We start from the raw sequence: 25,989 nt of genomic DNA on the forward strand, positions 1-25,989 counted from the left end.
GTCTAGGTCCTCCGGAACCTGCCGGGGCTGCCCCCGGCGGTTTTCCAAAAATCAGTTCTGGAAGGGAAGCTGGAAGGCCTTGAGCAGGGCCTTCGCTTCCTTGTCCGTCTTCGCCGTCGTGACGAAGACGATGTCCATGCCGCGAATCGCGTCCACCTTGTCGTAGCTGATCTCGGGGAACACGATCTGCTCCTTCAGGCCAAGGGAGAAATTTCCCCGGCCGTCGAAGCCCTTGCTGCCCGGCAGGCCACGGAAGTCACGCTGGCGCGGCAGCGCGATGGTGACGAGCCGGTCAAGGAACTCGTACATCCGCTGCTGGCGGAGCGTCACCTTGGTGCCGATCGCCATGCCTTCGCGGATCTTGAAGCCCGCGATGGCCTTCTTCGCCTTCGTCTTCACCGGCTTCTGGCCGGAGATCGCGGTCAGCTCGGCGACAGCGGCGTCGAGCTTCTTTTGGTCGCCGGCGGCTTCGCCGACGCCCATGTTGATCACGATCTTCGTCAGCTTCGGCACTTCCATCGGGTTCTTGTACCCGAATTCCTCGACGAGGGCCTTGCGGATCACCTCATCGTAGTGCTTGCGCAGCCGCGGCTGTTCGTTCACGTCGCTCATGCGTCGAGCACCTCGCCGGAGGCCTTCGCCACCCGGACCTTCTTGCCGTCCTCGAGCACCTTGAAGCCGACCCGGGTCGGCTTGCCCGACTTCGGATCCAGCAGGGCGAGGTTGGAGAGGTCGATCGACGCCTCCTTCTCGATGATGCCGCCGGGGCGGCCCATGCCCTGCGGCTTCTGATGCCGCTTCGCCAGGTTGATGCCCTGCACGAAGGCGCGGCCTTCGGTCGGGTTCACCCGGAGCACTTCACCCTGGCGACCCTTGTCCTTGCCCGTGAGGACCTGGACGCGATCACCCTTACGGATCTTCGCAGCCATGATTACAGCACCTCCGGAGCCAGGGAGATGATCTTCATGAACTTCTTGGCGCGCAGCTCACGGACCACCGGCCCGAAGATGCGCGTGCCGATCGGCTCATTCTGCTTGTTGATCAGCACGGCCGCGTTGCGGTCGAAGCGGATCACCGTCCCGTCGGCGCGGCGCACCGGATAGGCGGTACGCACGATCACCGCGCGCTCCACCGTCCCCTTCTTCACCTTGCCGCGCGGAATCGCTTCCTTGACGGAGACGACGATGATGTCGCCCACGCCCGCGGTCTTCCGCTTGGACCCGCCCAGCACCTTGATGCACTGGACGCGCCGCGCGCCGGAATTGTCCGCGACCTCGAGGTTGGATTCGACCTGGATCATGGATCAGGCCTCCGCCGCCACGGCAAGGAAGGCCGGACGGTCGATCGCGGCGCCATTGCGCTCGATCACCACCCAGGACTTCGACTTGGAGATCGGGCGGCACTCCTCGATCGACACGACGTCGCCTTCCTTGCACAGGTTGGCGTCGTCATGCGCGGCATACTTCTTCGAGCGCCGGATGAACTTCTTGTAGAGCGGATGCATCACGCGACGCTCGACCAGGACCGTGATGGTCTTGTCCGTCTTGTCGCTGGTGACCCGCCCGGTGAGGACGCGCTTCGGCATTGCCGTCGGTCTCCTCTCAGGCCTTGTTGGCGGCGCTGCGCGCACGCTCGCCGATGATGGTCTTCACCCGCGCGATGTCGCGGCGGACCTGCTTGATGCGCGAAAGCGCCTCAAGCTGGCCGGTCGCACGCTGGAAACGCAGGTTGAACTGCTCTTTGCGCAGGTCGAGCAGCATGGTGGACAGCTCGTCCGCGCTCTTCGCGCGGACATCGCCGATCTTGGTCGCAGCCATATCAGGCCTCCGCACCCAGACGGGTGACGAACTTGGTCTTGATCGGCAGCTTCGCCGCACCGAGGGTCAGCGCTTCGCGCGCCGTCTCGGCGGTGACGCCGTCGATCTCGAACATCACACGGCCCGGCTTCACGCGGGCCACCCAGTATTCAGGTGCGCCCTTGCCGGAGCCCATGCGGACTTCCGCCGGCTTGGTCGAAACCGGCACGTCCGGGAAGATGCGGATCCACACGCGGCCCTGACGCTTCATCGCGCGGGTGATGGCACGACGGGCGGCCTCGATCTGGCGCGCGGTCACGCGCTCCGGCTCGAGGGCCTTCAGGCCGAACCCGCCGAAGGACAGCGTGAAGCCACCCTTCGCCAGGCCATGGATGCGGCCCTTATGGGCCTTGCGGAACTTGGTGCGCTTAGGCTGCAGCATTGTCCTTCACCTTCAGCGCTGAGGCGCCTGTTCCGCGGCGCGCTTGTCCTGCGCCATCGGATCGTGCCCCATGATCTCGCCCTTGAAGATCCACACCTTCACACCGCAGGTGCCGTAGGTGGTCTTCGCCGTCGCCACGCCGTAGTCGATATCGGCACGGAGGGTATGCAGGGGCACGCGGCCCTCGCGGTACCATTCCATGCGCGCGATCTCGGCGCCGCCCAGACGGCCGGAGCAGTTGATGCGGATGCCGCCGGCGCCGAGGCGCATGGCGGACTGCACCGCACGCTTCATCGCACGGCGGAAGGCCACGCGGCGCTCCAGCTGCTGCGCGATGTTCTCGGCCACCAGCGTCGCATCGATCTCGGGCTTGCGGATCTCGACGATGTTCAGCGCGACTTCCGCGCCGGCCATCTTCATCAGATCCTTGCGCAGCACCTCGATGTCCGCGCCCTTCTTGCCGATCACGACGCCCGGACGGGCGGCGTGGATCGTCACGCGGGGCTTCTTCGCCGGACGCTCGATCACGATGCGCGACACGCCCGCACCCTTGAGGCGCTTGGCCAGCTTCTCGCGCAGGCGGAAATCCTCATGCAACAGCTTCGCGTAGTCGTCGCCGGCGTACCAGCGGCTGTCCCACGTGCGGTTGATGCCGAGACGAAGCCCGATCGGATTGACTTTGTGGCCCATATTACGCGGCCTCCTGCTCGGCGGTGGCAGCCAGCTGCTGTTCCGCCACCACGATCTTGAGGTGGCTGAACCACTTCTCCACGCGGGAGGAGCGGCCGCGGCCACGCGCATGGAAGCGCTTCATCACCGAGGCGCGGCCAACCTCGGCCTTCGAGACGACCAGGCGGTCGACATCGAGGCTGTGGTTGTTCTCGGCGTTGGCGATCGCGCTCTCGAGCGTCTTCTTCACCGTGACGGCGATGCGGCGCTTGCTGAAGGTCAGCTCGGCGACCGCGTCCTGCGCCCGCTTGCCGCGGATCAGGCCGGCAACCAGGTTCAGCTTGCGCGGCGAGACGCGGATGTTCCACGTCACGGCCTGGGCCTCGCTGTCTTCCAGCAGGCGGGGATGCTTCGGCTTGCTCATCGGATCAGCCCCGCTTCGCCTTCTTGTCGGCCGCGTGACCGGTGAAGGTCCGCGTCGGCGAGAACTCGCCGAACTTGTGGCCGACCATGTTCTCCGTCACCTGCACCGGCAGGAACTTCTTGCCGTTGTAGACGCCGAAGGTCAGGCCGACGAACTGCGGCAGGATCGTGCTGCGACGCGACCAGATCTTGATGATCTCGTTGCGCGTGGACGCACGGGCCGCTTCGGCCTTGTTCAGCAGGTAGCCGTCGACGAACGGCCCCTTCCAGACGCTGCGCGACATCGCGATCAGCCCTTCGTCGCGTTGCGGCGGCGGACAATGAGCCCGTCGGTCCGCTTGTTGTTACGGGTCTTCGCACCCTTCGTGGGCTTGCCCCACGGGGTGACCGGATGCCGGCCACCCGAGGTACGGCCTTCACCACCGCCATGCGGATGGTCAACCGGGTTCATCACGACGCCGCGGTTATGCGGCTTCTTGCCCAGCCAGCGATTGCGCCCGGCCTTGCCGAGCTGCTGGTTGCTGTTGTCTGGGTTCGACACCGCGCCGATCGAGGCCATGCACTCGGACCGGATCAGGCGGAGTTCGCCGGACTGCAGCTTCACCTGCGCGTAGCCCTGGTCCTTGCCGACCAGCTGCGCGAAGGTTCCGGCCGAACGCGCGAGCTTCCCACCAGCACCGGGCTTCAGCTCGATGTTGTGGATGATCGTGCCCACCGGGATCGCGGCCATCGGCATCGCGTTGCCCGGCTTGATGTCGGCCTTCTCGGCCGCGATCACCGGGTCGCCCGCCTTCAGGCGCTGCGGCGCCAGGATGTAGGACAGCTCCCCATCCTGGTACTTCACCAGCGCGATGAAGGCCGTGCGGTTCGGATCGTATTCCAGGCGCTCGACGAGGCCCGGCACGCCGAACTTCGCGCGACGCTTGAAGTCGACCAGACGATAGGCGCGCTTGTGTCCGCCGCCACGGAAGCGGACGGTGATGCGGCCGTGCTGATTGCGCCCGCCCGAGGAATGCTTGCCCTCGGTCAGACCCTTGACCGGCGCACCCTTCCACAGCTCGGAACGATCGATGAGGATCGTCCCGCGCAGCGACGGCGTGACCGGGTTGAAATTCTTCAACGCCATGACTTACGCGAGCCCCGTCGTGAGGTCGATGCTCTGGCCTTCGGCCAGGCGCACCATCGCCTTCTTCCAGTCCGAGCGCTGGCCAGGGCGGTTCTTGAACTGCTTGGCCTTGCCCTTCACCACGATCGTGTTGACCGCGACGACCGTCACACCGAACAGACCTTCGACCGCCGCCTTAATCTGCGGCTTCGTCGCGTCCGTCGCCACCTTGAAGGTGACCTGGCCGCGCTCGCTGTTCAGCGTCGCCTTCTCCGTCACCAGCGGCGACAGGATGGTCTGGTACATGCGCTCCCGGCCGATGACCGGGCGCTTCTTCTTCGGGGCGTCGCTCATGCCAGCCGCTCCTTCAGCGCCTCGACGCCGGCGCGGGTGACCGCGAGGACGTCGTGCTTGAGGATGTCGTACACATTCGCGCCGACCGTCGGAAGCACCTGCACCTTCGGCAGGTTGCGCACGACGCGGGCGAAGTTCTCGTCCGCCGCGGCGTCCACCACCAGCGCGCTGGTCCAGCCGAGCGCCTTCAGTTGCTTGGCCACCGCGCCGGTCTTGGCATCCGCCGGCAGCGCCGCGGTGTCGAGCACCACGAGCTTGCCCTCGGCCGCCTTCTGGCTGAGCGCGGAGATCAGGCCCAGGCGACGGACCTTCTTGTTCAGGCTGTAGCCGTGGTCGCGCACGACCGGGCCATGCACCACGCCGCCCTTGCGGTACTGCGGGGCGCGCAGCGAGCCCTGGCGGGCGTTACCCGTGCCCTTCTGGCGATAGGGCTTCTTCGTGGTCCCGGAGACCTCGCCCATGCCCTTCGCCTTGTGGGTGCCGGCGCGGCGCTTGGCGAGCTGCCAGTGCACGACGCGCGCCATGATGTCGGCGCGCGGGGCGGCGCCGAACAGCGCCTCCGGCAGCTCGATCTCACCGGCGGCGCCGTTGTCGAGGGTGATGACGTTGACCTGCATCTTCTACGTCCTCAGGCCACGGCCGCCGGGAAGGGCGCATCGGCGTGACGCGCGCGCTTCTCAGCGTCGCGGATCATCACGTAGCCACCCTTCGAACCGGGCACGGCGCCCTTGATCAGCAGCAGGCCCTTCTCCGCATCGACGGCGGCGACTTCCAGGTTCTGGGTCGTCACACGCTCGACGCCGAGATGGCCGGCCATCTTCTTGTTCTTGAAGGTCTTGCCCGGATCCTGGCGGTTGCCGGTCGAACCATGCGAACGATGGCTGACGGACACGCCGTGGGACGCTTCAAGACCCGCGAAGTTCCAGCGCTTCATCGCGCCGGCGAAGCCCTTGCCGACCGTCACGCCGGTGACATCGACCTTCTGGCCCTTCACGAAATGCGCGGAGGAGAGAACCGTGCCGGGCTCGAGCGCAGCGTCGGTGCCGACGCGGAACTCGACCACCTTCCTCGGCGCTTCCACACCGGCCTTCGCGAAGTGACCCTTGTTCGCCTTGGAGACGTTCTTGGGCTTCGCAATACCGATGCCGAGCTGGACGGCGTCGTAGCCGTCCTTCTCCACGGTGCGCTTCGCCACCACGCGGACCTGGTCCACATGGAGCAGCGTCACGGGAACGGTCGAACCGTCCTCGTTGAACAGCCGGGACATACCCAGCTTCTTCGCGATCAGGCCGGTGCGGCCCTTCTTCGCGGCCATGGCTCTATTTCCCTCTGGCCTTAGATCTTGATCTCGACGTCCACGCCGGCGGCGAGGTCGAGCTTCATCAGCGCGTCTACCGTCTGCGGGGTCGGATCGACGATGTCGAGAAGACGACGATGAGTCCGGATCTCGAACTGCTCGCGCGACTTCTTGTCGACATGCGGAGAGCGGTTCACCGTGAAACGCTCGATATGCGTCGGCAGAGGGATCGGGCCCCGCACGCGCGCACCGGTCCGCTTCGCGGTGTTCACGATCTCCCGCGTGCTGCCATCCAGCACGCGGTGATCGAACGCCTTGAGGCGGATGCGGATGTTCTGGTTGTCCATGGTGGGACCCGCGTTCCTGCCGTTCTTACTGCGTGATCTTGGCGACGACGCCGGCGCCGACGGTGCGGCCGCCTTCGCGGATGGCGAAGCGCAGGCCCTCGTCCATCGCGATCGGCGCAATCAGCTCCACGTCCATCGACACGTTGTCGCCCGGCATCACCATCTCCACGCCTTCCGGCAGGGAGACCACACCCGTCACGTCCGTCGTGCGGAAGTAGAACTGCGGACGATAGTTCGTGAAGAACGGCGTGTGACGGCCACCCTCCTCCTTCGTCAGCACATACGCCTCCGCCTTGAACTTCGTGTGCGGCGTGATCGAACCCGGAGCCGCCAGCACCTGCCCGCGCTCCACGTCCTCACGCTTCGTGCCGCGCAGCAGCGCGCCGATGTTGTCGCCCGCCTGGCCCTGGTCCAGCAGCTTGCGGAACATCTCAACCCCGGTGACCGTCGTCTTCACCGTCGCCTTCAGGCCAACGATCTCGACTTCCTCGCCCACCTTGATGATCCCGCGCTCAACGCGGCCCGTCACCACCGTGCCACGGCCCGAGATCGAGAACACGTCCTCGACCGGCATCAGGAACGGCTTGTCGACCTCGCGCGCCGGCTGCGGAATGTAGGCGTCCACCGCCTCCATCAGCTGCAGGATCGCCTGCTCGCCCAGCTCCGGCGACTTGTCTTCCAGCGCCATCAGGGCCGAGCCCTTGATGATCGGAATGTCATCGCCCGGGAACTGGTAGCTGCTCAGCAGCTCGCGCACTTCCATCTCGACCAGCTCCAGCAGGTCGGGATCGGCCATGTCGCACTTGTTCAGGAACACCACCAGCGCCGGAACACCGACCTGGCGCGCCAGCAGGATGTGCTCGCGCGTCTGCGGCATCGGGCCGTCGGCCGCCGACACCACCAGGATCGCGCCGTCCATCTGCGCCGCACCCGTGATCATGTTCTTCACGTAGTCGGCATGGCCCGGGCAATCGACATGCGCATAGTGCCGGTTCGGCGTCTCGTACTCGACATGCGCCGTCGAGATCGTGATGCCGCGCGCCCGCTCCTCCGGCGCCTTGTCGATCTGGTCATACGCCGTGAACGACGCACCGCCCGTCTTCGCCAGGACCTTGGTGATCGCCGCCGTCAGCGACGTCTTGCCATGGTCCACGTGCCCGATCGTGCCAATGTTGCAGTGCGGCTTGTTCCGCTCAAATTTCGCCTTCGCCATCGTCGTCGTTCCCGATCGGGGGTTTCGTTACCAGCGGTAGTGGCTGAAAGCCTTGTTGGCTTCGGCCATCCGGTGCGTGTCTTCGCGCTTCTTGACGGCCGAGCCGCGGTTGTTCGCCGCGTCCATCAGCTCGCCGGAGAGGCGTTCTTCCATCGTGTGCTCGCCACGCTTGCGGGCGGACTCGATGAGCCAGCGGATCGCCAGCGCCTGGCGGCGCTCGGGGCGAACCTCAACCGGCACCTGGTAGGTCGCACCGCCGACGCGGCGGCTGCGGACCTCGACGGCCGGCTTCACATTGTCCATCGCCTCATGGAACAGGCGCAGCGGATCGCTGTTCGGCCCGCCACGCTTCTTCAGCGTGTCCATGGCGGCATAGACGATCCGCTCGGCGGTGCTCTTCTTGCCGTCATACATGAGCACGTTCATGAAACGGCTCAGCACGAGGTCACCGAACTTCGGATCAGGCAGGACTTCGCGCTTCTCGGCGCTGTGGCGACGGGACATCTCTCAGTGCCTCACTTCGGACGCTTCGCGCCGTAGAGCGAACGGCGCTGGCGGCGCTTGGCGATGCCCTGGGTGTCGAGCACGCCGCGCAGGATGTGGTAGCGAACGCCCGGAAGGTCCTTCACGCGGCCACCGCGGATCAGAACGACCGAGTGCTCCTGCAGATTGTGGCCCTCGCCAGGGATGTAGCTCACGACTTCGAAGCCGTTGGTCAGGCGCACCTTGGCGACCTTGCGAAGCGCCGAGTTCGGCTTCTTCGGCGTGGTCGTATAGACGCGCGTGCAGACGCCGCGCTTCTGCGGGCTGCCCTTCAGTGCCGGAACCTTGTTCCGGGCCGGCTTGGTCTCACGCCCCTGGGCGATGAGCTGGTTGATCGTCGGCATGACGCCCCTTCAAAACCTTCCTGTCCCCAGCCCTGCCCTTGCAAAGAGCGACCGCCCGGCGGGCACGCTTTCGCGTGCCTTCCAGGCTTACGTCTCGCTGCCGGCCTCAGCCCCGATAAATGGGGCGGCGCCGGCGGCGCAGCGTTGTGGACCAAAACCTGACAGGGCACCGTTGCCGGGGCCCTGCCGAGGGGGGGCTTCTACGCGGCACCCCCCGGTGAGTCAAGCGCATCAAGACCCGATTCATGCGAAGCGCACGCATGTGTCTTTCGCGCCTGCGAAACCGCCACAAAAACGAAGGGCCGGCCCTTCTGAAGGCCGGCCCCCAAAGGCTTGCGCGGACTGCGCCTTTACTCCGCCGCGTGCGGTTCCGGCAGCGCCGGGGCATTGGACGGCAGCCGCCCCTTGTCCCGCTGCGCCGCGAGCGCCCGCAGGCGGTTCATCACGGAACCCGTGCCAGCCGGGATCAGGCGCCCGACGATCACGTTCTCCTTGAGGCCCGCCAGGTAGTCAACCTTGCCCGCCGTGGCGGCCTCCGTCAGCACCCGCGTCGTCTCCTGGAAGGAGGCGGCGGAGATGAAGGAGGTGGTCTGCAGCGAGGCCTTGGTGATGCCCTGCAGGACCGGCTCGGCCACCGCTGGGCGTTCCTTGGCCTCGACCCGCTTCTCGTTCTCGATCTCGAACTCGATGCGGTCGACCTGCTCGCCGATCAGATAGGTGGTGTCGCCGGGGTCGGTGACCTCCACCTTCTGCAGCATCTGCCGGACGATGACCTCGATGTGCTTGTCGTTGATCTTCACGCCCTGGAGTCGATAGACCTCCTGGATCTGCTCGACGAGGTAGTCGGCCAGCTTCTCCACGCCGAGGACGCGCAGGATGTCGTGCGGCACACGCGGCCCGTCGACCAACGGGTCGCCGCGCTTCACGTAGTCGCCTTCCTGCACGGACACGTGCTTGCCCTTCGGCACCAGGTACTCGCGCGCGACCGGGGTCTCGTCGCCGACCTGCTCCGGCACCACGAGGATGCGACGCTTCGCCTTGTAGTCCTTGCCGAACTCCACGCGACCGTCGATCTCGCTGATGATCGCGTGGTCCTTCGGGCGCCGCGCCTCGAACAGCTCCGCGACTCGCGGCAGACCGCCGGTGATGTCGCGGGTCTTGGACGATTCGCGCGGCAGGCGGGCGAGCACGTCACCGGCCGCCACCTGGGCGCCGTTGTCGATCGAGAGAATCGTGCCGGGGGTGAGGAAGTAGATCGCCTCCGTCCCGTTGTCGCGCTTGACGACGTTGTTCTTCTCGTCGCGCAGGATCAGGCGCGGCCGCAGGTCGGCGGCCTTGCCCGGAGCCTTGTACTCGACGACCTCCTTGAAGGAGAGACCGGTCACGTCGTCCTGGCGATCGACCAGGGTGACGTTCTCGATCAGGTCGGCGAATTCGACCTTGCCCAGCTTCTCGGTAATGATCGGCAGGGTGAACGGATCCCATTCGGCCAGCTTCTGGCCGCGGGTCACGGTCATGCCGTCCTCACCGATCAGGCGCGCGCCGTAGGGCACACGCTGGCGGGCACGCTCGCGGCCCTGCGCATCGACCAGCACGATCTCGCAGTTACGCGACATGACGATCGGCTGGTTCTGGCTGTTCGTGACCACCACGCGGTTCAGCACCTTGATGGTGCCGTCGCCCGAGGCCTCGACCGCCGACTGCTCGGCGCCACGCTGCGCCGCACCGCCGATGTGGAAGGTACGCATGGTCAGCTGCGTGCCGGGTTCACCGATCGACTGGGCGGCGATGACGCCGACAGCCTCACCGATGTTCACCGGCGTGCCGCGCGCGAGGTCACGGCCATAGCAGCGGCCGCACACGCCCTGACGCGCATCGCAGGTCAGCACGGAGCGGATCTTCACCTGCTCCACGCCCGACTTCTCGACACGCTCCGCAGCGACCTCGTCGATCAGCTCGTTGCGGCCGACGATGAGCTCGCCCGTCGCCGGGTCCGCCACGTCTTCCTGCGAGGTCCGGCCCAGGATGCGCTCGGACAGCGAGGAGACGACCTCCGCCCCATCCATCGCCGCACCCACGGTCAGGCCGCGCTCGGTGCCGCAATCCTGCTCGACGATGATGCAGTCCTGCGCCACGTCGACGAGACGACGCGTGAGGTAACCCGAGTTCGCGGTCTTCAGCGCCGTGTCCGCGAGACCCTTGCGGGCGCCGTGGGTGGAGTTGAAGTACTCAAGGACGGACAGGCCTTCCTTGAAGTTCGCGATGATCGGCTGCTCGATGATCTCGCCCGAGGGCTTGGCCATCAGGCCGCGCATGCCGGCGAGCTGACGCATCTGCGCGGGCGAACCACGCGCACCGGAATGCGACATCATCCAGACGGAGTTGGTCGGACGACCGATCTCCTGCTTCTGGATCTCCTTCATCATCGCGCCGGCAACTTCGTCGGTGCAGCGCGACCAGGCGTCGACCACCTTGTTGTAGCGCTCGCCGGCGGTGATGAGGCCGTCGAGGTACTGCTGCTCGAACTCCTTCACCTCGGCCTTGGTCTTGGCGATCAGGGCGGCCTTGGTGTCGGGCACGACCATGTCGTTCTTGCCGAAGGAGATGCCGGCCTTGGCCGCCTGGCGGAAGCCGAGGCCCATCAGCCGGTCGGCGAAGATCACGCTCTCCTTCTGACCGCAGTGACGATACACCGCGTCGATCACGTCGGAGACGTTCTTCTTCGTCAGCATCCGGTTGACCAGGCTGTACTGGAGCTGCGGATGCAGCGGCAGCAAGGCGCCGATCATCATGCGACCGGCAGTGGTCACCGGGCGTTCGGTGATCACGACGCCTTCTGCATTCATCACCCGACGGCGCGCGCGAATCTTGCTGTGCAGCGTGATCGCGCCGGCTTCCAGGGCTTGCTCGATCTCACCCACCGAGGCGAAGATCGGCGTGTCCTTCTCCTCGGTGACGAGGAACTCCGGCGTCTCGAGGCTGAGGTAGTACAGCCCGAGCACGATGTCCTGCGACGGCACGATGATCGGCTTGCCGTTCGCGGGGCTGAGGATGTTGTTGGTCGACATCATCAGCACGCGCGCTTCCAGCTGCGCTTCAAGCGACAGCGGGACGTGCACGGCCATCTGATCGCCGTCGAAGTCCGCGTTGAAGGCGGTGCAGACCAGCGGATGCAGCTGGATCGCCTTGCCTTCGATCAGCACCGGCTCGAAAGCCTGGATGCCAAGGCGGTGCAGCGTCGGCGCCCGGTTCAGCATGACCGGGTGCTCGCGGATCACCTCCTCGAGGATGTCCCACACCTCGGGACGCTCCTTCTCCACCATCCGCTTCGCGGCCTTGATGGTGGTGGCGTGACCGTACTTCTCGAGCTTCGAGTAGATGAACGGCTTGAACAGCTCGAGCGCCATTTTCTTCGGCAGGCCGCACTGGTGCAGCTTCAGCTCGGGACCGACGACGATCACCGAACGGCCGGAATAGTCGACGCGCTTGCCGAGCAGGTTCTGGCGGAAGCGGCCCTGCTTGCCCTTCAGCATGTCGGACAGCGACTTCAGCGGGCGCTTGTTGGCACCCGTGATGGCGCGGCCGCGACGGCCGTTGTCGAACAGCGCGTCCACCGACTCCTGCAGCATGCGCTTCTCGTTGCGCACGATGATGTCGGGCGCGCGGAGTTCGATCAGCCGCTTCAGGCGGTTGTTGCGGTTGATGACGCGACGATAGAGATCGTTCAGGTCCGAGGTCGCGAAGCGGCCACCGTCGAGCGGCACCAGCGGGCGCAGCTCGGGCGGGATGACCGGCACGACGTCGAGGATCATCCACTGCGGATGCGCACCGGACTCGGCAAAGGACTCGATCAGCTTCAGCCGCTTCACGAGCTTCTTGCGCTTCGCTTCGGAGGTCGTCTCCTTCAGCTCGCCGCGCAGCTTCACGCCCTCGGCGCCGAGGTCGATGCCGCCGAGCATCTGCTTGACCGCTTCAGCGCCGATGCCGACCGAGAAGGCGTCCTCGCCGAACTCGTCCATCTTCTGCTGGTACTGGTCCTCGTTCAGCAGCTGATGGAGCTTGAGATCCGTCAGGCCGGGTTCGAGCACCACGTAGGACTCGAAGTACAGGACCTTTTCCAGCTCCTTCAGCGTCATATCGACCATCAGGCCGACGCGGCTCGGAAGGGACTTCAGGAACCAGATATGCGCGACCGGGGAGGCCAGCTCGATATGGCCCATCCGCTCACGGCGCACCTTCGCGAGGGTGACCTCGACGCCGCACTTCTCGCAGATGATGCCGCGGAACTTCATCCGCTTGTACTTGCCGCACAGGCACTCGTAGTCCTTGATCGGACCAAAGATGCGCGCGCAGAACAGCCCGTCCCGCTCCGGCTTGAAGGTGCGGTAGTTGATGGTCTCGGGCTTCTTGATCTCGCCATAGGACCAAGACCGGATCTGCTCGGGGGAAGCGATCGTGATCTTGATCTGGTCGAAGGTCATCGCCTGGCCGGTCTGGCCCAGGATCTTCATCAGCTCGTTCATGCGGTCCTCGTGAATGAGGCCGCCGCCGTGGACGCCCCACGGCGGCTGAGCGTTTCGAAAAAGGTGGAGCGCCCGCGCATCAGCTCGGGCGGTTCTCCAGATCGACGTTGAGGCCGAGCGACTTCAGCTCCTTCACCAACACGTTGAAGGATTCCGGAATGCCGGCCTCGAAATTGTCCTGGTCGCGGACGATCGCCTCGTAGACCTTGGTGCGGCCCGACACGTCGTCCGACTTCACCGTCAGCATCTCCTGCAGGGTGTAGGCGGCGCCATAGGCTTCGAGCGCCCAGACCTCCATTTCGCCGAAGCGCTGACCACCGAACTGCGCCTTGCCGCCCAGCGGCTGCTGGGTGACGAGCGAGTAGGGCCCGATCGAACGCGCGTGGATCTTGTCGTCCACCAGGTGATGCAGCTTCAGCATGTAGATGTAGCCGACCGTCACCTTGCGCTCGAACTTCTCGCCGGTGCGCCCGTCATGCAGCCAGACCTGGCCCGAGGTGTCGAGGCCCGCCTTGGTCAGCATGCCCTCGATATCGCCCATGCGCGCGCCGTCGAAGACCGGCGTCGCGATGGGGATGCCCTTGCGCAGGTTCTCGCCGAGCTCGACGAGCTGCTCGTCGCTCATCGGCGCGATGTCGCGGGCGAAGATCTCCTCGCCATAGACATCCTTCAGCTTGGCCTCGAGCTCCGAACGCCGGGCACCACGATGGCGGTACTCCTCCACCATCTCGCCGACCTGCTTGCCGAGCGACGCGCAGGCCCAACCCAGATGGGTCTCGAGGATCTGGCCGACATTCATGCGCGACGGCACGCCGAGCGGGTTCAGCACCAGGTCGACATGGCTGCCGTCCTCGAGGAACGGCATGTCCTCGATCGGCACGACGCGGGACACGACACCCTTGTTGCCATGGCGGCCGGCCATCTTGTCGCCCGGCTGCAGCTTGCGCTTCACCGCGACGAAGACCTTGACCATCTTCATCACGCCGGGCGGCAGCTCGTCGCCGCGCTGCAGCTTCTCGACCTTGGATTCGAAGCGCTTCTGCAACTTCTCCACCGCGGCGTCGAATTCGCGCTTCAGCGCCTCGATCTCGGCCATCGCCGCATCGTCGGCGACACCGATCTGGCGCCAGGTCGCCTTGGCGAACTGGTCCAGCACCTCATCGGTGATCGGCGTGCCGGACTTCACGCCCTTGAAGCCGCCCGAGGCCTTCTTGTTCAGCATCCGCTCGCGCAGACGGGAATAGAAGGAACGCTCCTGGATCGCCTTCTCGTCGTCGCGGTCCTTGGCGAGCCGCTCGATCTCGGCGCGCTCGATCGCCATGGCGCGCTCGTCCTTGTCCACGCCGCGGCGGGAGAAGACGCGAACGTCGACGATGGTCCCCGCCACACCCGGCGGCAGCTTCAGCGAGGTGTCGCGCACGTCGGACGCCTTCTCGCCGAAGATGGCGCGGAGCAGCTTCTCCTCCGGCGTCATCGGGCTTTCGCCCTTCGGCGTCACCTTGCCGACCAGGATGTCGCCCGGGTTCACCTCGGCGCCGATGTAGACGATGCCAGCCTCGTCGAGGTTGCGCAGCGCCTCCTCACCGACATTCGGGATGTCGCGGGTGATTTCTTCCTGGCCCAGCTTGGTGTCGCGGGCCATCACCTCGAATTCCTCGATGTGGATCGAGGTGAAGACGTCGTCCTTCGCGATGCGCTCGCTGATCAGGATCGAGTCCTCGAAGTTGTAGCCGTTCCAGGGCATGAACGCGACGAGCACGTTCCGTCCCAGCGCCAGCTCACCCAGCTCCGTCGAGGGACCGTCGGCGATGATGTCGCCGGCGATCACCTTGTCGCCCACCTTCACCAGCGGGCGCTGGTTGATGCAGGTCGACTGGTTGGAGCGCATGAACTTGCGCAGCCGGTAGATGTCGACGCCGCGCGTCGTGCCGTCATCACCCGACGCACGCACCACGATGCGTGCGCCGTCGATGCTGTCGATCACGCCGTCGCGCTTGGCGACGATGGTCGCACCCGAGTCACGCGCCACCGCGGCTTCCATGCCGGTGCCGACCAGCGGCGCATCGGCGCGGACCAGCGGCACCGCCTGACGCATCATGTTCGAGCCCATCAGCGCGCGGTTCGCGTCGTCGTTCTCAAGGAACGGGATCAGCGCCGCGGCGACGGAGACGAGCTGCTTCGGCGACACGTCGATCGCCGTCACTTCCTCCGGCTTCACCAGGCGGAAGTCGCCACCCTGGCGGACCGAAACCAGCTCGTCCTTGAAGGCGCCGCCCTCGTCCACATTCGCGTCGGCCTGCGCGACGACCAGACGCTCCTCCTCCATGGCGGAGAGGTAGCGCGGATCACCCACGATCTTGCCGTCCTTCACCAGGCGGTACGGCGTCTCGATGAAGCCGTACTTGTTCACCTTGGCGAAGGTGGCGAGCGAGTTGATCAGGCCGATGTTCGGGCCTTCCGGCGTCTCGATCGGGCAGATGCGGCCGTAATGCGTCGGGTGCACGTCGCGCACCTCGAAGCCGGCACGCTCGCGCGTCAGGCCACCCGGGCCAAGCGCCGAGAGGCGGCGCTTGTGCGTCACCTCGGACAGCGGGTTGGTCTGGTCCATGAACTGCGACAGCTGGGACGAGCCGAAGAACTCGCGCACCGCGGCGGCGGCCGGCTTCGCGTTGATCAGGTCATGCGGCATGACGGTGTCGATATCGACCGACCCCATGCGCTCCTTGATCGCGCGCTCCATGCGCAGCAGGCCGACGCGGTACTGGTTCTCCATCAGCTCGCCGACCGAACGCACGCGGCGATTGCCGAGATTGTCGATGTCGTCGATCTGGCCGCGCCCGTCCTTCAGGTCGAGCAGCACGCGCAGCGTCGCCACGATGTCCTGCTTGCGCAGCGTGCGGACGTGGTCTGGTACTTCCTCGGCGGAGAAGCCGAGGCGCATGTTCATCTTCACGCGGCCGACCGCGGACAGGTCATAGCGCTCGCCGTCGAAGAACAGGCCCTTGAACAGGGTCTCGGCGGTCTCCGGCGTCGGCGGCTCGCCCGGGCGCATCACCCGGTAGATGTCCATCAGCGCTTCGTCGCGGTTGGTGTTCTTGTCCACCGCGAGCGTGTTGCGGATCCACGGGCCGACCGACTGGTCGATGGCGAGCGTCGGCAGGCGATCCAGCCCCGCCCCCTCGATCGCCGCAAGGCGCGGCTCGGTCAGCTCGTCGCCGGCCTCCGCCCAGATCTCGCCGGTGGCGGTGTCCACCAGGTCCTCGGCGACGAAGCGGCCGAGCAGGTCGGCGCGGCCGACCAGCACCTCGGTCGTCCCGGCCTCGGCGATCTTGCGCGCGGTGCGCGGGGTCAGCTTGGCGTCCTTCTCGGCCACCACCAGGCCGGTCTTGGCGTCCACCAGCGGCTCGATCAGCTTCACGCCACGGAAGGCGTCGGGGTCGAAGGCGCGGCTCCAGCCCTTCGGGCTGCGGCTGAACACGACCTGGCCGTAGAAGGAATTCAGGATCTCCTCGGCATCCATGCCGCGGATCTCGCTCGGCTCCAGCTCGCGGCCGGCGGCGACGGCATCGGCGCGCAGCCCCTCGGTGCGCAGGCCGTCCAGGGCCAGCAGCAGCGTCGTGGTCGGCAGCTTGCGCTTGCGGTCGATGCGGACGTAGCAGATGTCCTTGGCGTCGAACTCGAAGTCGAGCCAGGAGCCGCGATAGGGGATCACGCGCGCGGCGAACAGGTACTTGCCCGACGAATGGGTCTTGCCCTTGTCGTGGTCGAAGAACACGCCGGGCGAACGGTGCATCTGGGAGACGATGACGCGCTCGGTGCCGTTGATGATGAAGGTGCCGTTGTCCGTCATCAGGGGCATGTCGCCCATGTAGACGTCCTGCTCCTTGATATCGCGGACGGAGCGGGACCCGGTGTCCTCATCCACGTCCCACACGATCAAGCGCAGGCGCACCTTCAGCGGCGCGGCGAAGGTCAGCCCGCGCTGGATGCATTCCTCGACATCATACTTCGGCTCTTCGAGCTCGTACTGCACGAACTCCAGGCGGCCACGCCCGGCGAAATCGTCGATCGGGAAGACGGACTTGAAGACTTCCTGGAGACCGGCATGCATCCGGCTGTCCGGGCTGACCTCCATCTGCAGGAAGGCTTCGTAGGACGCCCTCTGCACGTCGATGAGGTTCGGCATCGGTGCCACTTCGGGGAGACGCCCGAAGCTCCTGCGGATCCGCTTGCGCCCCGTGAACGACTTCGTGATAGCGTTCATGCCTGTCCTGCTTCCCTTCATGCCCGGCCCATACGCCCCGGCCGGCTGGGGTCATCTTCGCGCTGCCCTGGTCAGGCAACGCAGGAACGGGCGGCATTGCCGAACCCTTCCGGCAACCCCACCCGCACCCGATCGTACTGGTCCCCCATCCCCGCCCGTTGCCGGACGGGGACGGAGGGCGAGATCACTTGACCTCGACCTTGGCGCCGTTCTCTTCCAGCACCTTCTTGATCTTGTCCGCTTCGTCCTTGGACACGCCTTCCTTGACGGTCTTCGGGGCGCCTTCGACCAGGTCCTTGGCTTCCTTGAGGCCGAGGCCGGTGATGGTGCGGATCTCCTTGATCACGTTGATCTTCTTGTCGCCGGCGGCGGCAAGGATCACGGTGAACTCGGTCTGGGCCTCGGCTGCCGGGGCAGCGGCCGCAGCCGGGGCGGCGGCGGCAACGGCCACCGGCGCGGCGGCGGAAACGCCCCACTTCTCCTCAAGCAGCTTGGAGAGCTCGGCGGCCTCCAGAACGGTCAGGGACGACAGCTCGTCCACCAGCTTCGCGAGATCGGCCATGTTTGAATGCTCCTCGATCTAATGGCTTGACTTCGGTTGTGCAACTCCCCCGTGCCGCATTTGCTCCTCAACCCTGAGGCGAAACGGCTGCGAGGGAGGGTTCCTGCGGCCCTCAGGCCGCCTGGGCCTCGTCCTTCTTGGCGTAAGCCGAAAGGACCCGTGCCACCTGCCCACCAGGGGCCTGGAGGATGCCCGCGATGCGCGTCGCCGGGGTCTGGATGAGACCCAGCAGCTGCGCCCGCAGCGTCTCCAGGGACGGCAGCTCGGCCAGAGCCTTCACGCCTTCGGCGTTCAGCGTCTGGGTTCCGAGCGCGCCGCCCAGGACAACGAACTTGTCGTTCGTCTTGGCGAACTCGACCGCGGTCTTCGCCACCGCCACCGGATCCGTCGACCATGCAATGGCCGTCGGACCCTTCAGCAGCGGCTTGACGCCGTCGAAACGGGTGCCTTCGAGGGCGAGGGTGGCCAGGCGGTTCTTCGCGACCTTGTACGACGCACCCGCCGCGCGCATCCGGCGACGCAGTTCGCTCACATCCGCGACCGTGAGACCCTTGTTCTGGGCCACGAGCACGAAGGAGGTCTCTGCGAAGACGGTCGCCAGCGAAGCGACGAACTCACGCTTCTCCGTACGGTCCACTCCACGTCTCCGTCGGTGGCCGAAACCTTCTGGAAGGGCTCCGGCCGGTTCACACGGGGGCTTGCGGCGGGTTGCCGCTCACCCCGGTTCGCCTGTCAGGCCGGAACACCAAGTCAAGCCACCCGAGGGGCGTACCCCTGGGGGACATCACTGTGGCACCCCGTCTCTCCCCTGCCCGGCTGTCGCCGAATCAAGGCCCCGAGGGGCCGCAGGAGGTCTCCGACAGGTTTCGGGACCGGCCCGAGGGCCGCTCCCTGCCCGCCCGCCCGGTCAGGGGCAGGCGTATCTCGTCAGGCGCCAGCCGAAAGGCTGGTCACGTCCACCTTCACGCCCGGGCCCATGGAGGAGGAGACGGCCACCTTCTTCACATAGGTGCCCTTCGCCCCCGTGGGCTTGGCGCGCTGGATCGCGTCCACGAAGGCGCGCGCATTGGCCAGCAGCTGGTCCTCGCCGAAGGAGGCCTTGCCGATGCCGGCATGCACGATGCCCGCCTTCTCGGCGCGGAACTCGACCTGGCCGGCCTTGGCGGCCGTCACGGCGCCCTTCACGTCCATGGTCACGGTGCCGAGCTTCGGGTTCGGCATCAGGCCGCGCGGGCCGAGCACCTTACCGAGGCGACCGACCAGGGCCATCATGTCCGGGGTCGCGATGCAGCGATCGAACTCGATCTTGCCTTCCTGCACCAGCGCGGCGAGGTCGTCCGCACCCACCACGTCCGCTCCGGCGGCCTTGGCTTCCTCGGCCTTCGCGCCGCGGGCGAAGACGCCCACGCGCACCGTCTTGCCCGTGCCGTGCGGCAGGCCGACCACGCCGCGGACCATCTGGTCGGCGTGGCGCGGGTCGATACCGAGGTTCATCGAGATCTCGATCGTCTCGTCGAACTTCGCCTTCGCGTTGGTCTTGGCGATCTTCACCGCCTCCGTCAGCGCATAGGACTGGTCCCGGTCGAAACCGGCATAGACCGCCTTCAGACGCTTGCCCTGCTTCGCCATGGGATCAGCCCTCCACCACGGTGAGGCCCATGGAGCGCGCGGAACCCGCGAGCATCCGCACGGCCGCGTCCACGTCGTTCGCGTTCATGTGCTGCATCTTGGTCTTGGCGATCTCGGCGAGCTGCGACTTCGTCACGCGCCCGATCGACGCCGCCTTGCCCGGCGCGGTGGAGCCCTTCTCGAGCTTCGCGGCCTTGAGCAGGAAGTAGGTGTTCGGCGGGGTCTTCGTGATGAAGGAGAAGGTGCGGTCGGTATACGCGGTGATGACGACCGGCGTCGGGGTGCCGGGCTCCATCTGCTGCGTCGCCGCGTTGAATTCCTTCACGAACTGCATGATGTTCAGGCCGCGCTGACCGAGCGCGGGCCCGACGGGCGGCGACGGGTTCGCCTTGCCGGCCGGGATCTGCAGCTTGATGTAGCCTGCGATCTTCTTCGCCACTGTGGCAGTCCTCTGTTGCTAGTCAGAGGCCCGCGGTCCGAACGATCCCGAAGGATCTCCCGCGTTCCCTGAAACGCCGAAGGCCGGGGAACAACCCCCGGCCGGTCGGCGAGCGCGGGCGTGTAGCGGGGTTGGCCCGACTTGTCCAGGGCGAATGCGCCGGCACCATCGGATGCTCGTCCCGATGCTAACCTCCCGCCGCGTCACGACGTATAGGACAGGAACCACCGGAGAGCCCACCCGCATGCCCTGGCGTGACCGCAGCGGCGCCTTCGCCCCGCTCAAGGCCCTGACCTTCGCCGCGCTGTTCGTCCCGGCCATCCTCCTGGCCGTCGCGGCCTGGCAGGGCTCGCTCGGCCCCAAGCCCTGGCAGGCGGCGGAGCGCGACATCGGGACCTGGACGATCCGGCTGCTGCTGCTCTCGCTGGCCGTCACCCCGGCGCGGCAGGTGCTGCGCCAGCCGCGCATCGCCGAGCTGCGCCGGATGATCGGCGTGGCTTGCTTCGCCTATGCCGTGCTGCATCTCGGGCTCTATGCCGGCGACCTCGCCTTCGACTGGGCGAAGGTGGCCAGTGAGATCATCCGGCGCATCTACCTGACCATCGGCTTCGTCGCGCTGCTCGGCCTTGCCGCGCTGACGGCGACCTCGACGGACGGGATGCTGAAGTGGATGGGTGGCCGCGCCTGGCGGCGGCTGCATTGGTGGATCCACCCGATCACCGTGCTGGCGCTGGTGCATTTCACCTTGCAATCCAAGGCGGATGTGACCGAGCCGATGCTGATGGCCGGGCTTTATACTTGGCTGATGGGCTACCGGCTGATCGCGCCGGAGGGCGGCGCGCCAGGGTTGCTGGCGCTGCTGGGATTGGCGGCCGGGGCGGCGGCCGCAACGGCCGGGATCGAGTTTGCCTGGTATCGCCTCGCCACCGGGATCGATCCCTGGCGGGTGTTGGAGGCGAATCTCGACATTGCCTTCGGGCCGCGGCCTGCGGTCTGGGTGGGCATTGCAGGGCTTGGCGCCGCGGCGCTCCGGCTGCTGCCGACCGGCAAGCACCGCAAGGCACCGCGGCAGGTGGCGGCGTAGGGCACGACCCTTCCCCGATCCGGCCGCACCGGCTCGCAGCCTTGTGATTGCCATTGCAGAACGACTTGGCGGACGCCTAGGCTTCCCCGGATGCCTGACGGACCCGTCGCGGGAGAATGTCGGCACTGGATTCGGATGGTCCTTCGGCGACGGTACCGTCGCCCATCCGACGGCACTTCCGATGGTCGCGGCCCGTGAATGAATTCATCGCAAGCGTCGCGTTCCTCGCGACCGCTTCAGCGTGTCGTTCCGCCGATCCGAGGGGAAGGAACTGCCATGGCCTCGACTTTCCTGACCATTGATTGGACCTCCCAGATCATCCTTGGAAACTACCAATTTGCCTACGTTGGCCAAGGCGTCCTCCTGACAACAACGTCTTCTGCGATCGAGTCGTTGTTCGACGGTGCGCATTGGGCCGCGAACAACATCGTGCGGGTCTACGGCGCCGTCGCCTCGGAGCAGTCGAGCGCGATCAATCTGTGGGGCACCTCGTCGTCCGGCGGCGGGCATAGCGTAGAGATCGGCGCCACAGGCACCGTCGACAGCTTCGACGCATCGGCCGCGATCCACCTGTTCCGGCCGGAATACTTCCAGAACTCCGGCCGCGTCACCGGCTATCACGGTGTGTGGGTGGAGGAGGTGTCCGGACGGTCCCTTCACAACGACGGAACGATTTCTGCAGCAGGATGCGGAATTCGTATTGAGAAAGGCACTCAAGTATCAGTTTTAAATGACGGCATGATTGTCGGAAATATTGGTATCGAAGTTCTCAGCTCGGATGCTCAAATAATAAACACCGGAATTATAGAAGGAAGATCTGGGGAAACCGCCGCTTTCGGCGCATACGCTATTGCCGCAACATTAACCAATAGTCCTCTATCTTTAATTAATTCTGGGACAATCATAAGTTCGAAATACGCATACCTCGGATCCCCTGTGGATGATCTCATTATCAATACGGGCTCCATTTTTGGCAAAATCGACCTGAGTCAGGGCAACGACAACTTCGATAGTCGGGAAGGGATCGTCTCCGATTTGGTGAGCGGGGTCGCGGGGAATGACACCCTCCTGGGCGGGCGCGATGCCAATGTGCTGAACGGAGGCACCGGGGAAGACTACATCGAAGGCAACGGCGGCGCGGACCGGCTCAATGGCTTTCTTGACGCAGACACGATCGACGGTGGCGACGGCGAAGACTGGATCATCGGCGGTGCCGGCGCCGATCTGCTCATTGGCGGCGCGGGCAACGACATGCTCGATTATGCGGGCGCCGCCGTTGCCGTCACGGTGGATCTCGAGACCGGGCATGCCGCCGGCGGCGATGCCGAGGGCGACCAGTTCAGCGGCTTCGAATGGCTGCGCGGCGGCAGCGCTGGCGACGTGCTGACCGGCGACGGCGCCGGGAACCGCATGCTCGGCGGCGGCGGCAATGACAGCCTGCGGGGCGGCTCAGGCAACGATCGCATGCTCGGTGATGCAGGGAACGACACGCTGGCCGGCGACGGCGGCGCCGATATCCTGAACGGGGGCCTCGGCGCGGACCGCTTCCGCTATCTCGCGATCGGCGATTCCACGACCCTGGTGTCCGGCCGCGACGCGATCTACGGCTTCAGCAAGGCGGAAGGCGACCGCATCGACCTCGCGACGATCGATGCGAATGGCGCCGGGGCCGGCAACACGGCGTTCAGCTTCATCGCCGGTTCCTTTACCGGCGTCGCCGGCCAGCTCCGCACCTTCCAGTCGGGCGGCAACACCTTCGTCGAGGGCGACACGGACGGCGTCAACGGCGCGAACTTCCAGATCAAGGTCATGGGGCTCGTGGCCTTCGCCGCGAGCGACTTCTTCCTGTAGCGGGCTTTGCGCTTCACCCCGCCGCGGCCGCGAGGATCCAGCCGCGGAAGGCGACCAGAGCCGGATCGCCCGCCCGATCCGGGTGGTGCACCAGATACCACCCGCCCCCCTTCCGCACCGACAGCGCGAAGGGCGCGACCAGCCGCCCCGCGGCGAGGTCGTCATCGACATAGGGCCTGATGCCCATGGCGATGCCGACGCCATCCGCCGCCGCCTGCTGCGCCTGGCCGTAGAAATCGAAGACCGGGCCGGCGGCGCGCAGCCCCGGCACGCCCGCCGCCTCCGCCCAGCGCGACCAGTCCCCCGGCGCATGGGCAACGCGCAGAAGCATCCCGGGGGGCAGTTCCGCCGGGCTGCGCAGCCTTGCGGCGACCGCCGGGGTGCAGACCGGGATCAGGTCGGCCGCGACCAGAGGCTCGGCCAGCAGCCCCGGCCAGTCGCCGTCGCCCAGGCGGATGCCGCAGCTCCAGCCCTTGGCGAAGGGCGCGGCCGCCCCGCCGGTGGCGATCCGCACCTCGATGCCCGGATGGCGGCGGGTGAAATCGGCGAGGCGCGGGATCAGCCAGCGGACGGCGAAGCTCGGCCCGACGCCGATGGTCAGGACCTGGGCGCCGGATGCCGCCACGACCTCGGTCGTCAGCCGCGCCAGCCGGTCGAGCAGCGGCGTCAGCCCGGCGCGGAAGGCCTCCCCGGCCGGGGTTGGCGTCAGGCGATTGGCGTGGCGGTCGAACAGGGCGACGCCAAGCCGCTGCTCCAACAGCCGGACCAGGCGGCTGACCGCGGCGGGAGTGACGTTGAGCTCGGCGGCTGCGGCGGTGAAGGCGCCGGTGCGCGCCGCGGCCTCGAAGGCACGGACCCCGTTCAGCGGTGGCAGGCGGCGCGGTTCGAGCATCAGGAAAACTTGGCCTCAGGCTCAGCTAACGCCGTTTGCAGGGTTCGCGCAACGGGCGCAGAAGGGCGGTGGAGGCCAAGCTAATGTCACCCCTGATCACCGCCGCGCTGATCCTGACGATGGTCGGCACATCCTTGCTCTCGGGCGTCTTCGGCATGGCCGGGGGCCTTGTGCTGGTCGGCGTGCTGCTGGTGCTGCTGCCGGTGCCCGATGCGATGGCGCTGCATGCGGTGACGCAGATCGCCTCCAATGGCTGGCGGGCGATGCTGTGGTGGCGGCGCATTCGGCCCGTGCCGGTGATCGCGCACATCCTTGGCTGCCTCCTGGCACTGGGGGCCTGGTCGCTGGTGCTGCTGGTCCCGGGCCGCGGCGCAGCACTTCTGCTGCTGGGGGCCAGCCCGTTCCTGGCCCAGGCCCTGCCCGCGCGGATCCGCCCAAATCCGGAAAAGCCGCTGCATGGTATGATCGTCGGTGCGATCTCGATGTCGCTGATGGTGCTGACCGGGGTATCGGGGCCGCTGCTCGACCGGCATTTCCTCGGCGGTGCGATGGACCGGCGGGAGATCGTGGCGACCAAGGCGGCCTGCCAGACGGTCGGGCACGCGCTGAAGCTGCTGTATTTCGGCGCCATGGTGGCCGATCCGGGCCAGATCGACCCGGTGCTGGCGGTCATGGCGGTACTGGCCTCCATGACCGGGACGATGCTGGCGAAGCGCCTGCTGGATGCGATGAGCGACACCACCTATCGGCTCTGGGCCGGGCGCATCGTCACGGTGCTGGGGGCTTTCTACATCGGCCAGGGAAGCTGGCTGCTGCTGACGGAATAGCACGCGGCGGCGACCGCACGCTGAACGACAGTCTGGAGGAGGTTGGAATGTCCGAGACGCTGCGACCGCTGATCCTCGACCTCGTCGCCTTCGTGGCGGAACGGCCGCGCCCCTATGCCGAAGTGCTGGACGCCTGGCGCACATCCTGCCCGCGCCTGACGGTGTGGGAGGATGCGGTGGAGGCGGGGCTGGTCACGCTGCGCGACGGCATCGTGGAGGCTACGGCAGAGGGCCGCCGCGCGCTGGCGCGGCGCTGAACCCAGCCGCCACAAAGGGCGGATCGAGGCCGTGCCTCGATCCGGGAGCGCACGGCGCGACCGCGCCCAGACCAACAGAAGCCACCAATGCGCCAGTGCGTGGCGCGAAGCCAAGGCCCGCTGATGCGGGCCGCCCGGCGTCTGAGGGACAAAGCCAAGACTCAGCAATGGTCGCCCTTGGCGACCATTGCGATCAGAGCTTCTCGACCTGCCCGTATTCCAGGTCGACCGGCGTGGAGCGCCCGAAGATGGAGACGGAGACCTTCACGCGGCCCTTCTCCTCGTCCACTTCCTCGACCACGCCGTTGAACGACGTGAAGGGACCGTCGGCGACGCGGACCTGCTCGCCCACCTCGAACAGGATGGCGGGCTTGCGCGGCTTCTCGACACCTTCCTGCACCTGCTGCAGCAAGCGCTCGGCCTCCCGTGCGGGGACCGGCTGCGGCTTGTTGCGCGACCCGAGGAAGCCGGTGACCTTCGGCGTGTCCTTCACGAGGTGCCACGCGTCGTCGGTCATCTCCATCTTCACCAGCACGTAGCCGGGGAAGAACTTGCGGTCGGTATCGACCTTCTGGCCGCGGCGGACCTCGGTGATCTGCTCGGTCGGCACCAGCACTTCATCGAACTTGTCGGCAAGGCCCTTCTGCGCGGCCTGCTGCTTGATCTGCTCGGCGATCTTCTTCTCGAAGCCCGAGTAGACATGAACGACGTACCACTTTTTGTCGGCCACGGTGCCGTCTCCCCTCAGCCGATCTTGAACACGAAGCGCATCACCAGCTGGATCAGCTGGTCCGCCAGCAGGAAGAAGACCGCCGCGAGCGCGGACATGCCCAGCACCAGCCCCGTGGTGACGAGTGTCTCCTTGCGGGAGGGCCAGGTGACCCTGGAAACCTCCTGTCGGACCTCCCGGGCGAACTGCGCCGGATCGAGCTTGGCCAAGTCAGATTCCTCAGGAACGATGGCGGAGCGCAGCCCCTGCAGGGCCACCCTCCACCGCGACGGGTCTGCCGTCGCGATGCGTGGCAGGGGCGGAGGGTCTCGAACCCCCAACCTCCGGTTTTGGAGACCGGCGCTCTAGCCAATTGAGCTACGCCCCTCGACGCGCTCGCGCGGCGGAGGGGGCGGTCT

The 25,989-nt window shown here is 66.7% G+C and carries 30 protein-coding genes and 1 tRNA gene; 4 read left to right on the top strand and 27 right to left on the bottom strand.

Annotated features, from left to right (window positions below):
* Nucleotides 1-51: 51 nt before the first annotated feature.
* The 23 genes from rplE to rplK all read right to left on the bottom strand — a co-directional run bounded on the left by rplE (nt 52) and on the right by rplK (nt 19,950).
* Nucleotides 52-612, bottom strand: a complete 561-nt coding sequence (gene rplE / locus AC2YHJ_RS24360; protein ID WP_487398783.1) for a 50S ribosomal protein L5 — start codon at nt 610-612, stop codon at nt 52-54.
* Nucleotides 609-929 carry a 50S ribosomal protein L24 gene (gene rplX / locus AC2YHJ_RS24365; protein WP_487398784.1) on the bottom strand — a complete coding sequence of 107 codons (321 nt, stop codon included), beginning with the start codon at nt 927-929 and terminating at the stop codon, nt 609-611. Before rplX ends, rplE begins: the two co-directional genes overlap by 4 nt.
* A gap of 2 nt (nt 930-931) precedes the next feature.
* On the bottom strand, nt 932-1,300 hold the full coding sequence (rplN, locus tag AC2YHJ_RS24370) for a 50S ribosomal protein L14 (RefSeq protein WP_347545893.1): 369 nt from the start codon (nt 1,298-1,300) through the stop codon (nt 932-934).
* Nucleotides 1,301-1,303: 3 nt separating this feature from the next.
* Entirely contained in the window at nt 1,304-1,585 is a 282-nt protein-coding gene (gene rpsQ, locus AC2YHJ_RS24375; protein WP_487398785.1) for a 30S ribosomal protein S17, read from the bottom strand.
* Between the two features lie 16 nt (nt 1,586-1,601).
* Nucleotides 1,602-1,817: a 50S ribosomal protein L29 gene (rpmC, locus tag AC2YHJ_RS24380; RefSeq protein ID WP_487398786.1), complete on the bottom strand. Its 216-nt coding sequence runs from the start codon at nt 1,815-1,817 to the stop codon at nt 1,602-1,604.
* A gap of 1 nt (nt 1,818) precedes the next feature.
* Nucleotides 1,819-2,238, bottom strand: coding sequence for a 50S ribosomal protein L16 (gene rplP, locus AC2YHJ_RS24385; RefSeq protein ID WP_487398787.1), 420 nt, complete (start codon nt 2,236-2,238; stop codon nt 1,819-1,821).
* A 12-nt stretch (nt 2,239-2,250) separates the two neighbouring features.
* Complete coding sequence (gene rpsC, locus AC2YHJ_RS24390) at nt 2,251-2,928, bottom strand: 30S ribosomal protein S3 (RefSeq protein WP_487398788.1); 678 nt, start codon at nt 2,926-2,928, stop codon at nt 2,251-2,253.
* 1 nt (nt 2,929) lies between these two features.
* A complete protein-coding gene (gene rplV, locus AC2YHJ_RS24395; RefSeq protein WP_487398789.1) occupies nt 2,930-3,331 on the bottom strand; it encodes a 50S ribosomal protein L22 in 402 nt (133 codons plus the stop codon).
* Nucleotides 3,332-3,335: 4 nt separating this feature from the next.
* Entirely contained in the window at nt 3,336-3,614 is a 279-nt protein-coding gene (rpsS, locus tag AC2YHJ_RS24400; protein WP_198370885.1) for a 30S ribosomal protein S19, read from the bottom strand.
* A 5-nt stretch (nt 3,615-3,619) separates the two neighbouring features.
* Nucleotides 3,620-4,456 (bottom strand): 50S ribosomal protein L2, encoded by an 837-nt coding sequence (gene rplB, locus AC2YHJ_RS24405; protein ID WP_487398790.1) that lies wholly within the window; start codon nt 4,454-4,456, stop codon nt 3,620-3,622.
* 3 nt (nt 4,457-4,459) lie between these two features.
* Nucleotides 4,460-4,756, bottom strand: coding sequence for a 50S ribosomal protein L23 (locus AC2YHJ_RS24410; protein WP_487398816.1), 297 nt, complete (start codon nt 4,754-4,756; stop codon nt 4,460-4,462).
* A gap of 29 nt (nt 4,757-4,785) precedes the next feature.
* Nucleotides 4,786-5,406, bottom strand: coding sequence for a 50S ribosomal protein L4 (rplD, locus tag AC2YHJ_RS24415; protein WP_487398791.1), 621 nt, complete (start codon nt 5,404-5,406; stop codon nt 4,786-4,788).
* A gap of 11 nt (nt 5,407-5,417) precedes the next feature.
* Nucleotides 5,418-6,104: a 50S ribosomal protein L3 gene (gene rplC / locus AC2YHJ_RS24420; protein WP_487398792.1), complete on the bottom strand. Its 687-nt coding sequence runs from the start codon at nt 6,102-6,104 to the stop codon at nt 5,418-5,420.
* A 20-nt stretch (nt 6,105-6,124) separates the two neighbouring features.
* The gene (gene rpsJ, locus AC2YHJ_RS24425; RefSeq protein WP_137127378.1) at nt 6,125-6,433 is read right to left on the bottom strand and encodes a 30S ribosomal protein S10; all 309 of its coding nucleotides are present in this window, start codon (nt 6,431-6,433) and stop codon (nt 6,125-6,127) included.
* 25 nt (nt 6,434-6,458) lie between these two features.
* On the bottom strand, nt 6,459-7,646 hold the full coding sequence (gene tuf, locus AC2YHJ_RS24430; RefSeq protein ID WP_487398793.1) for an elongation factor Tu: 1,188 nt from the start codon (nt 7,644-7,646) through the stop codon (nt 6,459-6,461).
* Nucleotides 7,647-7,673: 27 nt separating this feature from the next.
* Nucleotides 7,674-8,150 carry a 30S ribosomal protein S7 gene (rpsG, locus tag AC2YHJ_RS24435; protein ID WP_487398794.1) on the bottom strand — a complete coding sequence of 159 codons (477 nt, stop codon included), beginning with the start codon at nt 8,148-8,150 and terminating at the stop codon, nt 7,674-7,676.
* An 11-nt stretch (nt 8,151-8,161) separates the two neighbouring features.
* Nucleotides 8,162-8,533 (bottom strand): 30S ribosomal protein S12, encoded by a 372-nt coding sequence (gene rpsL / locus AC2YHJ_RS24440; RefSeq protein ID WP_211870923.1) that lies wholly within the window; start codon nt 8,531-8,533, stop codon nt 8,162-8,164.
* Between the two features lie 350 nt (nt 8,534-8,883).
* Nucleotides 8,884-13,056 (bottom strand): DNA-directed RNA polymerase subunit beta', encoded by a 4,173-nt coding sequence (rpoC, locus tag AC2YHJ_RS24445; protein ID WP_487398795.1) that lies wholly within the window; start codon nt 13,054-13,056, stop codon nt 8,884-8,886.
* Nucleotides 13,057-13,135: 79 nt separating this feature from the next.
* Complete coding sequence (rpoB, locus tag AC2YHJ_RS24450; RefSeq protein WP_487398796.1) at nt 13,136-17,320, bottom strand: DNA-directed RNA polymerase subunit beta; 4,185 nt, start codon at nt 17,318-17,320, stop codon at nt 13,136-13,138.
* A 184-nt stretch (nt 17,321-17,504) separates the two neighbouring features.
* Nucleotides 17,505-17,882: a 50S ribosomal protein L7/L12 gene (gene rplL / locus AC2YHJ_RS24455; protein ID WP_487398797.1), complete on the bottom strand. Its 378-nt coding sequence runs from the start codon at nt 17,880-17,882 to the stop codon at nt 17,505-17,507.
* Between the two features lie 112 nt (nt 17,883-17,994).
* Nucleotides 17,995-18,519: a 50S ribosomal protein L10 gene (gene rplJ / locus AC2YHJ_RS24460; RefSeq protein WP_487398798.1), complete on the bottom strand. Its 525-nt coding sequence runs from the start codon at nt 18,517-18,519 to the stop codon at nt 17,995-17,997.
* 290 nt (nt 18,520-18,809) lie between these two features.
* Nucleotides 18,810-19,511: a 50S ribosomal protein L1 gene (gene rplA / locus AC2YHJ_RS24465; RefSeq protein WP_487398799.1), complete on the bottom strand. Its 702-nt coding sequence runs from the start codon at nt 19,509-19,511 to the stop codon at nt 18,810-18,812.
* Nucleotides 19,512-19,515: 4 nt separating this feature from the next.
* A complete protein-coding gene (gene rplK / locus AC2YHJ_RS24470) occupies nt 19,516-19,950 on the bottom strand; it encodes a 50S ribosomal protein L11 (RefSeq protein WP_487398800.1) in 435 nt (144 codons plus the stop codon).
* Nucleotides 19,951-20,194: 244 nt separating this feature from the next.
* Here rplK and AC2YHJ_RS24475 point away from each other — a divergent pair, with 244 nt between their 5' ends.
* Together AC2YHJ_RS24475 and AC2YHJ_RS24480 are read left to right on the top strand one after the other, a co-directional pair.
* Nucleotides 20,195-21,034 carry a protein-methionine-sulfoxide reductase heme-binding subunit MsrQ gene (locus AC2YHJ_RS24475; RefSeq protein ID WP_487398801.1) on the top strand — a complete coding sequence of 280 codons (840 nt, stop codon included), beginning with the start codon at nt 20,195-20,197 and terminating at the stop codon, nt 21,032-21,034.
* 276 nt (nt 21,035-21,310) lie between these two features.
* Nucleotides 21,311-22,885, top strand: coding sequence for a calcium-binding protein (locus tag AC2YHJ_RS24480; RefSeq protein ID WP_487398802.1), 1,575 nt, complete (start codon nt 21,311-21,313; stop codon nt 22,883-22,885).
* Nucleotides 22,886-22,898: 13 nt separating this feature from the next.
* Here AC2YHJ_RS24480 and AC2YHJ_RS24485 read toward each other — a convergent pair whose 3' ends face one another.
* Complete coding sequence (locus AC2YHJ_RS24485) at nt 22,899-23,777, bottom strand: LysR substrate-binding domain-containing protein (RefSeq protein WP_487398803.1); 879 nt, start codon at nt 23,775-23,777, stop codon at nt 22,899-22,901.
* A gap of 83 nt (nt 23,778-23,860) precedes the next feature.
* Between AC2YHJ_RS24485 and AC2YHJ_RS24490 the strand changes: the two genes are divergently transcribed.
* Entirely contained in the window at nt 23,861-24,604 is a 744-nt protein-coding gene (locus AC2YHJ_RS24490; RefSeq protein WP_487398804.1) for a TSUP family transporter, read from the top strand.
* A gap of 47 nt (nt 24,605-24,651) precedes the next feature.
* A complete protein-coding gene (locus AC2YHJ_RS24495; RefSeq protein ID WP_487398805.1) occupies nt 24,652-24,861 on the top strand; it encodes a hypothetical protein in 210 nt (69 codons plus the stop codon).
* Between the two features lie 193 nt (nt 24,862-25,054).
* Here AC2YHJ_RS24495 and nusG read toward each other — a convergent pair whose 3' ends face one another.
* From nusG to AC2YHJ_RS24510, 3 genes are all read right to left on the bottom strand, one after another.
* Nucleotides 25,055-25,591 carry a transcription termination/antitermination protein NusG gene (gene nusG, locus AC2YHJ_RS24500; RefSeq protein ID WP_487398806.1) on the bottom strand — a complete coding sequence of 179 codons (537 nt, stop codon included), beginning with the start codon at nt 25,589-25,591 and terminating at the stop codon, nt 25,055-25,057.
* Between the two features lie 14 nt (nt 25,592-25,605).
* Complete coding sequence (gene secE / locus AC2YHJ_RS24505; RefSeq protein ID WP_487398807.1) at nt 25,606-25,800, bottom strand: preprotein translocase subunit SecE; 195 nt, start codon at nt 25,798-25,800, stop codon at nt 25,606-25,608.
* An 81-nt stretch (nt 25,801-25,881) separates the two neighbouring features.
* A tRNA-Trp gene (locus AC2YHJ_RS24510) sits at nt 25,882-25,958 on the bottom strand.
* Nucleotides 25,959-25,989 lie beyond the last annotated feature (31 nt).

It is taken from the genome of Roseomonas sp. SRI_022 (assembly GCF_057586215.1).

Bases quoted from the DNA above. Each gene is read 5' to 3' on its own strand.
- rplE (WP_487398783.1), bottom strand. From the start codon at position 612: ATGAGCGACGTGAACGAACAGCCGCGGCTGCGCAAGCACTACGATGAG.
- rplX (WP_487398784.1), bottom strand. From the start codon at position 929: ATGGCTGCGAAGATCCGTAAGGGTGATCGCGTCCAGGTCCTCACGGGC.
- rplN (WP_347545893.1), bottom strand. From the start codon at position 1,300: ATGATCCAGGTCGAATCCAACCTCGAGGTCGCGGACAATTCCGGCGCG.
- rpsQ (WP_487398785.1), bottom strand. From the start codon at position 1,585: ATGCCGAAGCGCGTCCTCACCGGGCGGGTCACCAGCGACAAGACGGAC.
- rpmC (WP_487398786.1), bottom strand. From the start codon at position 1,817: ATGGCTGCGACCAAGATCGGCGATGTCCGCGCGAAGAGCGCGGACGAG.
- rplP (WP_487398787.1), bottom strand. From the start codon at position 2,238: ATGCTGCAGCCTAAGCGCACCAAGTTCCGCAAGGCCCATAAGGGCCGC.
- rpsC (WP_487398788.1), bottom strand. From the start codon at position 2,928: ATGGGCCACAAAGTCAATCCGATCGGGCTTCGTCTCGGCATCAACCGC.
- rplV (WP_487398789.1), bottom strand. From the start codon at position 3,331: ATGAGCAAGCCGAAGCATCCCCGCCTGCTGGAAGACAGCGAGGCCCAG.
- rpsS (WP_198370885.1), bottom strand. From the start codon at position 3,614: ATGTCGCGCAGCGTCTGGAAGGGGCCGTTCGTCGACGGCTACCTGCTG.
- rplB (WP_487398790.1), bottom strand. From the start codon at position 4,456: ATGGCGTTGAAGAATTTCAACCCGGTCACGCCGTCGCTGCGCGGGACG.
- rplD (WP_487398791.1), bottom strand. From the start codon at position 5,406: ATGCAGGTCAACGTCATCACCCTCGACAACGGCGCCGCCGGTGAGATC.
- rplC (WP_487398792.1), bottom strand. From the start codon at position 6,104: ATGGCCGCGAAGAAGGGCCGCACCGGCCTGATCGCGAAGAAGCTGGGT.
- rpsJ (WP_137127378.1), bottom strand. From the start codon at position 6,433: ATGGACAACCAGAACATCCGCATCCGCCTCAAGGCGTTCGATCACCGC.
- tuf (WP_487398793.1), bottom strand. From the start codon at position 7,646: ATGGCGAAGGCGAAATTTGAGCGGAACAAGCCGCACTGCAACATTGGC.
- rpsG (WP_487398794.1), bottom strand. From the start codon at position 8,150: ATGTCCCGTCGCCACAGCGCCGAGAAGCGCGAAGTCCTGCCTGATCCG.
- rpsL (WP_211870923.1), bottom strand. From the start codon at position 8,533: ATGCCGACGATCAACCAGCTCATCGCCCAGGGGCGTGAGACCAAGCCG.
- rpoC (WP_487398795.1), bottom strand. From the start codon at position 13,056: ATGAACGAGCTGATGAAGATCCTGGGCCAGACCGGCCAGGCGATGACC.
- rpoB (WP_487398796.1), bottom strand. From the start codon at position 17,320: ATGAACGCTATCACGAAGTCGTTCACGGGGCGCAAGCGGATCCGCAGG.
- rplL (WP_487398797.1), bottom strand. From the start codon at position 17,882: ATGGCCGATCTCGCGAAGCTGGTGGACGAGCTGTCGTCCCTGACCGTT.
- rplA (WP_487398799.1), bottom strand. From the start codon at position 19,511: ATGGCGAAGCAGGGCAAGCGTCTGAAGGCGGTCTATGCCGGTTTCGAC.
- AC2YHJ_RS24475 (WP_487398801.1), top strand. From the start codon at position 20,195: ATGCCCTGGCGTGACCGCAGCGGCGCCTTCGCCCCGCTCAAGGCCCTG.
- AC2YHJ_RS24480 (WP_487398802.1), top strand. From the start codon at position 21,311: ATGGCCTCGACTTTCCTGACCATTGATTGGACCTCCCAGATCATCCTT.
- AC2YHJ_RS24485 (WP_487398803.1), bottom strand. From the start codon at position 23,777: ATGCTCGAACCGCGCCGCCTGCCACCGCTGAACGGGGTCCGTGCCTTC.
- AC2YHJ_RS24490 (WP_487398804.1), top strand. From the start codon at position 23,861: ATGTCACCCCTGATCACCGCCGCGCTGATCCTGACGATGGTCGGCACA.
- AC2YHJ_RS24495 (WP_487398805.1), top strand. From the start codon at position 24,652: ATGTCCGAGACGCTGCGACCGCTGATCCTCGACCTCGTCGCCTTCGTG.